The 9,880-nt window shown below is 42.4% G+C and carries 21 protein-coding genes and 1 pseudogene; all 22 read right to left on the reverse strand.

The window, feature by feature from the left end; translation table 11 throughout:
• Nucleotides 1-136: 136 nt before the first annotated feature.
• Nucleotides 137-604, reverse strand: coding sequence for a 50S ribosomal protein L15 (rplO, locus tag ACFINI_RS03670; RefSeq protein WP_375611482.1), 468 nt, complete (start codon nt 602-604; stop codon nt 137-139).
• A gap of 20 nt (nt 605-624) precedes the next feature.
• Nucleotides 625-831, reverse strand: a complete 207-nt coding sequence (rpmD, locus tag ACFINI_RS03675; RefSeq protein ID WP_375611481.1) for a 50S ribosomal protein L30 — start codon at nt 829-831, stop codon at nt 625-627.
• A 31-nt stretch (nt 832-862) separates the two neighbouring features.
• Entirely contained in the window at nt 863-1,411 is a 549-nt protein-coding gene (gene rpsE, locus ACFINI_RS03680) for a 30S ribosomal protein S5 (RefSeq protein WP_015856574.1), read from the reverse strand.
• A 111-nt stretch (nt 1,412-1,522) separates the two neighbouring features.
• Entirely contained in the window at nt 1,523-1,885 is a 363-nt protein-coding gene (rplR, locus tag ACFINI_RS03685; RefSeq protein ID WP_375611480.1) for a 50S ribosomal protein L18, read from the reverse strand.
• A 12-nt stretch (nt 1,886-1,897) separates the two neighbouring features.
• Nucleotides 1,898-2,431, reverse strand: a complete 534-nt coding sequence (rplF, locus tag ACFINI_RS03690) for a 50S ribosomal protein L6 (RefSeq protein WP_375645917.1) — start codon at nt 2,429-2,431, stop codon at nt 1,898-1,900.
• A gap of 39 nt (nt 2,432-2,470) precedes the next feature.
• On the reverse strand, nt 2,471-2,869 hold the full coding sequence (gene rpsH / locus ACFINI_RS03695) for a 30S ribosomal protein S8 (protein ID WP_375611478.1): 399 nt from the start codon (nt 2,867-2,869) through the stop codon (nt 2,471-2,473).
• 14 nt (nt 2,870-2,883) lie between these two features.
• A complete protein-coding gene (gene rpsN, locus ACFINI_RS03700; RefSeq protein WP_273791412.1) occupies nt 2,884-3,189 on the reverse strand; it encodes a 30S ribosomal protein S14 in 306 nt (101 codons plus the stop codon).
• A gap of 24 nt (nt 3,190-3,213) precedes the next feature.
• Complete coding sequence (gene rplE, locus ACFINI_RS03705; protein WP_375611477.1) at nt 3,214-3,771, reverse strand: 50S ribosomal protein L5; 558 nt, start codon at nt 3,769-3,771, stop codon at nt 3,214-3,216.
• A complete protein-coding gene (rplX, locus tag ACFINI_RS03710; RefSeq protein ID WP_375611476.1) occupies nt 3,764-4,078 on the reverse strand; it encodes a 50S ribosomal protein L24 in 315 nt (104 codons plus the stop codon). Before rplX ends, rplE begins: the two co-directional genes overlap by 8 nt.
• A gap of 12 nt (nt 4,079-4,090) precedes the next feature.
• On the reverse strand, nt 4,091-4,459 hold the full coding sequence (rplN, locus tag ACFINI_RS03715; protein ID WP_004855715.1) for a 50S ribosomal protein L14: 369 nt from the start codon (nt 4,457-4,459) through the stop codon (nt 4,091-4,093).
• A gap of 144 nt (nt 4,460-4,603) precedes the next feature.
• Nucleotides 4,604-4,843, reverse strand: coding sequence for a 30S ribosomal protein S17 (gene rpsQ / locus ACFINI_RS03720; RefSeq protein WP_012231991.1), 240 nt, complete (start codon nt 4,841-4,843; stop codon nt 4,604-4,606).
• A gap of 11 nt (nt 4,844-4,854) precedes the next feature.
• Complete coding sequence (gene rpmC / locus ACFINI_RS03725) at nt 4,855-5,055, reverse strand: 50S ribosomal protein L29 (RefSeq protein WP_375606714.1); 201 nt, start codon at nt 5,053-5,055, stop codon at nt 4,855-4,857.
• Nucleotides 5,056-5,067: 12 nt separating this feature from the next.
• Nucleotides 5,068-5,481 carry a 50S ribosomal protein L16 gene (gene rplP / locus ACFINI_RS03730; RefSeq protein ID WP_375611475.1) on the reverse strand — a complete coding sequence of 138 codons (414 nt, stop codon included), beginning with the start codon at nt 5,479-5,481 and terminating at the stop codon, nt 5,068-5,070.
• Between the two features lie 36 nt (nt 5,482-5,517).
• Complete coding sequence (gene rpsC, locus ACFINI_RS03735; RefSeq protein WP_375645921.1) at nt 5,518-6,228, reverse strand: 30S ribosomal protein S3; 711 nt, start codon at nt 6,226-6,228, stop codon at nt 5,518-5,520.
• Nucleotides 6,228-6,617 (reverse strand): 50S ribosomal protein L22, encoded by a 390-nt coding sequence (rplV, locus tag ACFINI_RS03740; RefSeq protein WP_375645925.1) that lies wholly within the window; start codon nt 6,615-6,617, stop codon nt 6,228-6,230. The genes rpsC and rplV overlap by 1 nt, the downstream gene beginning before the upstream one ends.
• 2 nt (nt 6,618-6,619) lie before the next feature.
• Nucleotides 6,620-6,898, reverse strand: a complete 279-nt coding sequence (gene rpsS / locus ACFINI_RS03745) for a 30S ribosomal protein S19 (protein WP_004855734.1) — start codon at nt 6,896-6,898, stop codon at nt 6,620-6,622.
• Between the two features lie 15 nt (nt 6,899-6,913).
• Nucleotides 6,914-7,747 (reverse strand): 50S ribosomal protein L2, encoded by an 834-nt coding sequence (gene rplB / locus ACFINI_RS03750; protein WP_375645930.1) that lies wholly within the window; start codon nt 7,745-7,747, stop codon nt 6,914-6,916.
• A 20-nt stretch (nt 7,748-7,767) separates the two neighbouring features.
• Nucleotides 7,768-8,061 (reverse strand): 50S ribosomal protein L23, encoded by a 294-nt coding sequence (locus tag ACFINI_RS03755; protein ID WP_375645934.1) that lies wholly within the window; start codon nt 8,059-8,061, stop codon nt 7,768-7,770.
• Nucleotides 8,058-8,678, reverse strand: coding sequence for a 50S ribosomal protein L4 (gene rplD, locus ACFINI_RS03760; protein WP_273791405.1), 621 nt, complete (start codon nt 8,676-8,678; stop codon nt 8,058-8,060). The genes ACFINI_RS03755 and rplD overlap by 4 nt, the downstream gene beginning before the upstream one ends.
• A 2-nt stretch (nt 8,679-8,680) precedes the next feature.
• Nucleotides 8,681-9,418 carry a 50S ribosomal protein L3 gene (rplC, locus tag ACFINI_RS03765; protein WP_273791404.1) on the reverse strand — a complete coding sequence of 246 codons (738 nt, stop codon included), beginning with the start codon at nt 9,416-9,418 and terminating at the stop codon, nt 8,681-8,683.
• 27 nt (nt 9,419-9,445) lie between these two features.
• Nucleotides 9,446-9,754, reverse strand: coding sequence for a 30S ribosomal protein S10 (gene rpsJ / locus ACFINI_RS03770; protein ID WP_005773267.1), 309 nt, complete (start codon nt 9,752-9,754; stop codon nt 9,446-9,448).
• 61 nt (nt 9,755-9,815) lie between these two features.
• Nucleotides 9,816-9,880, reverse strand: a pseudogene (locus ACFINI_RS03775) (elongation factor Tu); the annotation flags it as partial.

Consider the following 9,880-nt stretch of genomic DNA (forward strand, 5'->3'; position numbering starts at 1 on the left):
TTCTTCAAATCACAGAAGTATAATCCTAAAATTCATATATGCATACACAAACAAATGCAGAACTTAAACAATTCTCCACAAAAGATCCCACAAAACAGATATTATTCTTCTTTAGATCTCTATTCATATTAAAAAATTATCGAGCAATATCAGGAAGAATAACCTGACCACCCACTTTTTCAATCTTAACACGAGCAGCTTGTGAAGCACCAGAAACATGAAAGGTAATCTTAGCCTTCAAATCACCATCAGAAAGAAGACGAACCCCATCTTTTTCACGACGAATAATACCAGCCTCTTTCAAAGAAACCATATCAACAGGCTTTTCAATATTCAACTTACCTGCATCAACTGCCAACTGAATACGTCCTAGTGAAACTTCATTGTAGGTTTTAGTAAAGAAATTCCTAAATCCACGTTTTGGCAAACGACGATAGATGGGCATTTGCCCACCTTCAAAACCATTAAGGGAAACACCAGAACGTGACTTTTGCCCTTTTACACCACGACCGCCAGTCTTACCCGTACCGGAACCAATACCACGCCCAACACGCTTACGATTTTTTGTTGCGCCTTCGCAATCACGCAGTTCATTGAGTTTCATATCTAATACTCCCGCAACCCTTAACCTTCATCTATAACGCGAACAAGATGCCGAACCCGAGCAATCATACCCCGCACACAAAGTGTATCATCTAAAACGCGCCGACGACGCATTTTATTTAGTCCAAGCCCCTTTAAGGTTGCACGCTGAATCTGTGAGTTTCGAATAGGGCTTCCAATTTGTTCCACCGTCACAGTTTTACCACTCTGAGATTTTTTCTGAACCATTTCCTAATTCCTTTTCTGATAATCTCAGAAACTACCCTTCTAGGTCGACTAAATGGCGACGACGCGCCTGCAAAGTCGAATACTTTATACCACGTTGAGCAGCAATATCTCTAGGATGCATTTGATGTTTCAATGCATCAAATGTTGCACGAACCATGTTATAAGGATTCGACGATCCTAGTGATTTTGCAACGACATCCTGCATACCAAGAGCTTCAAAAATAGCACGCATTGGCCCCCCAGCAATAATACCAGTACCAGCAGAAGCCGAGCGTAGCAAAACACGCCCAGCTCCGTGACGACCTTCAAGATCATGATGCAATGTACGCCCAGACCGAAGTGGAACATAAATCATCCCACGTTTTGCAGATTCCGTTGCTTTACGAACGGCTTCTGGAACTTCACGGGCTTTACCATGTCCAAAACCCACACGGCCTTTTTGATCTCCAACGACAACAAGAGCAGCAAAACCAAAACGCCGACCACCCTTTACAACTTTAGCAACACGATTGATATGAACGAGCCTATCGACAAATTCATTATCGCGTTCTTCTCTCTCACCACGTTCTTTTTGTGCCATTCCTCATTCCTTTTTCTTTTCCGGAAGCACGATAACAAAGTCCCTCATCAAACTGGAAGAACTTAAACGAAATACTCTAAACTCTCCTTACTCATTCATAAATAAGAAATTTTAGAAACTCAAACCACCTTCACGAGCAGCTTCAGCTAAAGCTTTGACGCGACCATGGTACACATACGCTCCACGATCAAAAACCACCTCATTAACACCCGCTTTCTTCGCACGCTCAGCAATTAACTTACCAACAGCAAAGGCCGCCTTTTTATCAGCACCACTCTTTAACGATTTTTTCAAATCACTTTCAAGGGTAGAGGCTGAAACAAGTGTACATCCCCGCAAATCATCGATAACTTGAGCATAAATGTTCTGATTTGAACGATAAACACTAAGCCGAGGACGATCATGAGAAACCATTTTAATTCTACGACGAACGCGCCTTGCACGACGTTGGATAATGTCCTTAGATGAAACCATAATACAAAATCCTTATTTCTTTTTACCTTCTTTACGGAAGATACGTTCATCTGCATGCTTAACACCTTTACCTTTATAAGGCTCAGGCTTACGATACTCACGAATTTCCGCTGCAACTTGTCCAACTTGCTGTTTATCAATTCCAGAAACAACAATTTCCGTTGGCTTAGGAACAGTCACAGTAACACCCGACGGAACTTTATAAACCACATCATGCGAAAAGCCCAGAGATAGTTGAACATCCTTACCCTGCAAAGCAGCACGATAACCAACCCCATTAATCTCCAACCTCTTTTCAAAACCATCTTTCACACCACAAAAAATGTTCTCAATCATTGAGCGCGACATACCCCATTTAGAACGCGCATCTTTTGACTGATCCCGCGGCATAACTGATATGATATTCTCCTCAAGTTTGACTAAGACTTCATCATTGACGACGTAACTCAGCTCACCTTTTGGACCTTTTGCCTTAACCAGCTGTCCTTCAACAGTAGCAATAACTCCAGAAGGAATTGAAATGGGTTTCTTTCCAATACGAGACATTGTTCTAACCTACTTTTTCTTCCGTTTTCTTGACATAACTTAGAAAACACGACAAAGGAGTTCTCCACCAACATTCTGTTCACGCGCCTCATGATCTGCCATGACGCCTTTAGGAGTCGATAAAATCGAAATACCAAGGCCATTTGCCACCTGAGGAAGTGACTTAGCAGAAACATACACACGACGCCCTGGCTTTGATACACGTGAAATCTCACGAATAGCAGCCAGCCCTTCAAAATACTTCAATTCGATTTCAATCTCCGCTTTCCCATCACCTAAATCAATTCGATTATATCCGCGAATATAACCCTCCGACTGAAGAACATCAAGAACGTGTGCACGAAGCTTCGAATCTGGAGTAACTACTTTACCTTTTTTACGACCAAGTGCATTACGAATACGTGTTAACATATCACCAAGAGGATCTGACATAGACATTAAATAATCTCCTCTTACCAACTAGACTTTACAATACCAGGAATATAGCCAATAGAGCCAAGCTCACGCAACGCAATTCGCGACATTTTTAATTTACGATAATAAGCCCGCGGACGACCTGAAACCTCACAGCGATTACGAATACGAACTTTCGAAGAATTACGCGGCAACTCTGCCAACTGAACAGAAGCTTTAAAACGTTCCTCAAGAGAAACCTTCTGATCCATAACTATTGCTTTCAAACGTGCACGACGGGCAGCATAGCGCTTTACCATCACCTCACGACGCTTATTTTTTTCAACGGCACTTACTTTGGCCATAATTTCACCTCACTACGTTTGCCGTTACGAACGAAAAGGAAAATTAAAAGCACGCAATAACTCACGAGCTTCATCATCCGTTTTTGCTGTCGTACAAACGATAATATCCATGCCCCAAATTTGATCAACTTTATCATAGTTGATTTCTGGAAACACAATGTGTTCTTTAATACCCATAGCAAAATTGCCACGACCATCAAAACTCTTTGGATTTAAACCACGAAAGTCACGAACCCGCGGAAGAGCAATCGTCACAAGACGATCTAAAAACTCAAACATACGATCTTTACGCAATGTAACTTTAGCCCCAAGAGGCATTCCTTCACGAACCTTAAAGGTCGCAATAGAATTACGCGCACGCGTAACAACAGCCTTCTGACCCGTTATTAGCCCTAAATCCTCAGCGGCAAGGGAAGGCTTCTTCGAATCAGCAGTTGCTTCACCTATCCCCATATTTATTACAACTTTATCAATCCGCGGAATTTGCATCGCATTTCTGTAATTAAACTTCTCTTGAAGCACTTTACGAATCACTTCAAAATAATGCGCTTTCATACGCGGTATTTGTCTTTCCTCAGCCATTAATCAACTCTCCCGAACGCTTGGCAAAACGAACTTTATTACCATCTGCATTCATACGAAAGCCTACACGTGTAGGCTTACCATCTTTAGGATCAGCAATCGCCAAATTAGACAGATGAATCGGAGCTTCTTTAGAAATAATTCCAGCTTCTTGCTTCTGCGTTTGACGTTGATGACGTTTAATCATATTAATCCCACGAACAAAAGCCTTATTCTCTTTTGGATTAACCTTAATTACTTCACCACTACATCCTTTATCCTTACCGGACAAAACAACAACTTTATCACCTTTTCGAATCTTTTGCATAACATTTACTCCTTACAGAACTTCAGGAGCAAGCGAGATGATCTTCATATGATTCCTACCACGCAATTCACGAGGAACAGGTCCAAAGATACGAGTACCGATCGGCTCTTTTTTGTTATCCACTAAAACCGCAGCATTACTATCAAAACGAATGACACTACCATCTGCGCGACGAATATCCTTAGCAGTACGAACCACAACAGCTTTCATAACATCACCTTTTTTAACACGGCCACGAGGAATTGCATCCTTAACCGAAACAACAATAATGTCACCGACCGAAGCATATTTCCGCTTTGAACCGCCTAACACTTTGATGCACATGACACGACGCGCTCCAGAATTATCAGCAACGTCGAGGTTTGTTTGCATCTGAATCATGACTGGCCACCTTCTCTTAACACATATATCCGATTGTATCTTTTACACACTCGGATTTGCCTGCCAAATAACGATAAAGTTATCGTCTTCAAATTTATCAATGATAACCACACTGTTAAATTCTAAAACAATAAGCTTAACTCTTTACGCTACATTGTCTTTTACAACAATCCAACATTTATCTTTCGAAATTGGTCTAGATTCTTGAATAGAAACTTGATCCCCAATCTTGAATTGGTTGTTTTCGTCATGCGCTTTATAATTTTTAGACTGCCGAACAGTCTTCTTAAGAAGCGGATGAGAATAACGGCGTTCAACTTTGACAACAACAGTCTTATCACTTTTGTCGCTAATAACAACACCCTGCAAAACGCGTTTAGGCATCTCTTATTTCCTTAAACCTTACTTTCACTTATCTTTTGACGAAGAAAAGTTTTAATACGCGCAATATCACGACGAACTTGTCTAACGCGCGCAGTCTTTTCTAATTGACCTGTTGCTTTTTGAAAACGCAAATTAAATTGCTCTTTCTTTAACTTAGCCAATTCATCTTTCATTTGGTCGAGCGTTTGCGCCCGTAATTCTGTGGCTCTCATCGCTTAACCTCATTATTCAGCAATACGCTGGATGAAACGCGTTTTTATAGGCAACTTTGCAGCACCCAATCTTAGTGCTTCACGTGCTACATCCTCCGGAACTCCATCAAGCTCAAACATGACGCGCCCAGGAGCAACACGTGCAGCCCAATAATCAACACTTCCCTTACCTTTACCCATACGAACTTCAGTCGGTTTAGATGTAACCGGAAGATCTGGAAAAATGCGAATCCACACACGACCAGAACGCTTCATATAACGTGTAATCGCACGACGCGCCGCTTCAATTTGACGAGCAGTAACCCGCTCCGGCTCAACAGCCTTCAAACCGTAGGCACCGAAATTCAAATCCGTACCACCCTTCGCAAAACCGTGAATACGGCCTTTGAACTGTTTACGGAACTTTGTGCGCTTTGGCTGCAACATTGTTCTCTACTCCAAATTTTAGTTCAATCTCAAAAACTAAGCATTTTCGCGGCGACGATTCGATGAAGAACCAGATTGATCAGCTTCCGTAGCACGACGTTCTGAAGCCATCGGATCATGCTCAAGAATCTCACCCTTAAAGACCCAAACTTTAATACCACAAATACCATAAGCGGTCTTAGCTTCTGCTGTACCGTAATCAACATCAGAACGCAAGGTATGAAGTGGAACACGACCTTCACGATACCATTCCATACGAGCAATTTCAGCACCACCAAGACGGCCAGAACAATTGATACGAATACCTTCCGCACCAAGACGCATAGCAGACTGAACAGCACGCTTCATTGCACGACGAAAAGCAACACGACGCTCTAACTGTTGAGCAATTGATTGCGCAATAATTGTCGCATCAATCTCCGGTTTACGAATCTCCACAATATTCAATGAAGTTTCAGCATCCGTCATTTCTGATAGCTTACGACGAAGCTTTTCGATATCAGCACCCTTTTTACCAATAATCAAACCAGGACGTGCAGAATGAATTGTAATACGACACTTTTTATGAGGACGCTCAATAACAACCTTAGAAATAGCCGCCTGTTTAAGCTCCTCAACCACATATGAACGAATTTTCAAATCTTCATGAAGAAGGCGCCCATATTCACCACTATCAGCATACCAACGAGAGTCCCAAGTCCGATTAACACCAAGACGAAGTCCTATTGGATTGATCTTCTGCCCCATTACGCGGCCTCCACTTTTTCGGTAATTTCACGAACAATAACAGTAAGATGCGAAAATGGACGTTCAATTCTACTAGCACGCCCTCGACCACGAACATGAAAGCGCTTCATCACTATCGACTTACCAACATAAGCTTCCGCCACAACAAGCGAATCAATATCAAGATCGTGGTTATTTTCTGCATTTGCAATTGCTGATTCAAGCGTTTTTTTCACAGTAGCAGCAATACGCTTGCGTGAAAACATCAAATCAGCGAGCGCTACATTAACTCTTTTACCACGAATCATTGCAGCAACTAAATTAAGCTTCTGCGGACTAACACGAATTGTCCGCGTGACAGCTCTTGCTTCATTATCTTTAAGCTGGCGCAAAACTTTAGCTTTTCCCATTCCTACTTCCTCTTCGCTTTCTTATCGGCACCATGACCATAATAAGTCCGGGTAGGAGCGAACTCACCAAACTTATGCCCAACCATCTCTTCAGAAACAGAAACAGGAATATGCTTATTACCGTTGTAAACACCAAAAGTTAAACCAACAAATTGCGGTAAAATAGTAGAGCGACGACTCCATATTTTTATAACTTCGTTGCGCCCACTTGCACGTACCTTCTCTGCTTTACCAAGAAGATAGCCGTCAACAAACGGACCTTTCCACACTGAACGAACCACCTCAGACTACCTTTCTCATTTCTTGCGTTGATGACGCGTACGCATAATAAATTTATCAGTGGCTTTATTGGAGCGCGTACGCTTACCTTTCGTAGGTTTACCCCAAGGAGAAACTGGATGGCGCCCCCCCGATGTACGACCTTCACCACCACCGTGTGGATGATCAACGGGGTTCATAGCAACACCACGAACATGTGGACGTTTACCACGCCAACGTGACCGCCCCGCCTTACCATCATTAATATTCCCATGATCAGGATTTGAAACAGCGCCTACAGTTGCAAAACAGCTACTCGGAACCAAACGCTGCTCACCAGAATTTAAACGAAGAATAGCCATACCATGATCTCGTCCAACCAACTGCGCATAAGCACCTGCTGAACGTGCAATCTGTCCGCCTTTCCCTGGCTTCATCTCAACATTATGAATAATTGTACCTACAGGCATATTAGCAAGAGGCATAGCATTACCTGGTTTAACATCCACATTTAAACCAGCCATAACAGAATCACCAACACCAAGACGCTGTGGTGCAAGAATATAACTCAACTGCCCATCCTCATAGCGGATTAAAGCAATAAAAGCGGTACGATTAGGATCGTATTCTAAACGCTCAACCTTTGCTGAAACATCACGTTTAAGACGCTTAAAGTCGACAAACCGATAACTACGTTTATGTCCACCACCCTGAAAACGAGCAGTAACACGACCGCGATTATTACGCCCACCCTTTGAAGATAAACCTTCAGTTAACATCTTTATAGGTTTTCCCTTATAAAGACAAGAACGTTCCACAATAACAAGCTGACGCTGCCCAGGTGTCGTTGGATTAAATTGCTTAAGTGCCATTATTCCTATCTCCGAGCCTCTTAAAGACCTGTCGAAAAGTCGATAGTCTGACCACTGGCCAGAGTTACGATCGCTTTTTTGACATCACTCTGCCGACCAACTATACCTTTGAAACGCTTCACTTTACCCTTACGGACTATCGTGTTAACTGCTTTAACTTTTACGCTAAAAAGCGCTTCAACAGCAGCCTTAATCTCAGGCTTCGTCGCTTTCGGCGCGACATTAAAAGCAACTTGATTATATTCAGAAATCATAGTCGCCTTTTCAGTAATAACTGGACTAATAATTATATCATAATGGCGAAGATCTGTCATTTAAAACGCTCCTCAAGAGCCTCAACAGCTGCTTTTGATAAAACAAGTTTGCTGCGACGCAAAATATCATAAACATTAATTCCCTGAATAGGCAAAATGTCAATATTCGGGATATTAGAGGCTGCACGAAAAAAGTTAATATCAATCTCTTTACCACCGATTAAGAGAGCGTTATTAAATCCAAGCTTAGAAAAATGAGAAACAAGCATTTTCGTTTTAGCATCCTTAACAGTCAACTCATCTACAATAATTAAATCTTTTGCTTTTAATTTTGCAGATAAAGCAAGACGCAACCCAAGAGCACGAATCTTTTTAGGAAGATCATGCGCATGGCTACGAACCACTGGTCCATGAGCCTTACCCCCACCTCTAAACTGCGGTGCACGTGCAGATGAATGTCGAGCACGTCCTGTTCCTTTCTGTTTAAACATTTTCGCCCCTGTTCGCGACACATCAGAACGACCTTGAGATTGATGACTTCCCTGCTGACGACGTGCAAGCTGCCAACGAACAACACGTTGCAAAATATCCTCACGCGGAACAAGATCAAAAATAGCTTCAGAAACCTTTAATTTACCAGCTTCATTACCATCAAGAGTTTTAATTACAAGATCCATTATTAGGCTCCCTCAACTTCAGAGGTTTCCGTCACCGGAGTAACCATTTCCGCTTTCTCCTTCACAAGACGGCGAATACCGGCAGGCTTTGGAGCATTATCAGGAAGACGCTTTTTCACAGCATCCCGTATCAAAATCCAAGAACCTTTAGAACCAGAAACAGCACCACGCACCAAAATTAAACCACGCTCACTATCAGTGGAAATAACTTCAATATTCTGTGTTGTTACACGCACTTGCCCCATATGGCCAGCCATTTTTTTGCCTTTAAAAACTTTACCAGGATCTTGGCACTGCCCTGTAGAACCATGAGCACGATGTGTGATCGAATTACCATGGGAAGCACGATGCCCACCAAAGTTATGTCGTTTCATAACACCAGCAAACCCCTTACCAATACTGGTACCAGTCACATCAACTCTTTGCCCTGGAACAAAATGTTCCACTGTAATCTCAGTACCAACATCAAGAAGATTATCAGGACTTACACGAAACTCTGCTATTTTGGCTTTAGGCTCAACAGAAGCCTTAGCAAAATGTCCACGAAGAGCTTGCGAAGTATTTTTAACCTTAGCAAAGCCTACACCTAATTGAACAGCAGTATAACCATTCTTTTCAACTGTACGCTGAGCAACGACTTGACAATTCTCCAAACGAAGTACCGTCACCGGCACATGCTCACCAGCATCATTATAAATACGGGTCATGCCCAGCTTCTGTGCTATTACACCTGAACGCATCGGGTCTGTTCCTTCCGTCCTCAAACCTCAGAGCTTAATTTCTACATCCACACCAGCAGAAAGATCGAGCTTCATAAGCGCATCCACTGTTTGCGGCGTTGGATCAACAATGTCAAGAAGACGCTTATGTGTTCGCATCTCAAACTGCTCACGACTCTTCTTATCGATATGCGGTCCACGATTGACCGTAAACTTCTCAATCCGCGTTGGAAGCGGAATGGGACCACGGACATTTGCACCGGTACGTTTAGCAGTCGATACAATCTCACGCGTCGACGTATCAAGAATTCTATGATCAAACGCTTTCAAGCGAATGCGAATATTTTGACTGTTCATGCTCTTTATTTCCCTGTTATATAAAGTGCCTTCAATAATCAAAGCACTCAACAAGCATTATTTATTCAATGATCTTAGAGACGATACCGGCACCAACAGTACGACCACCTTCACGAATAGCAAAAC

The organism is Bartonella sp. AA56HLJMS (assembly GCF_042197145.1).
Classification (GTDB): domain Bacteria; phylum Pseudomonadota; class Alphaproteobacteria; order Rhizobiales; family Rhizobiaceae; genus Bartonella.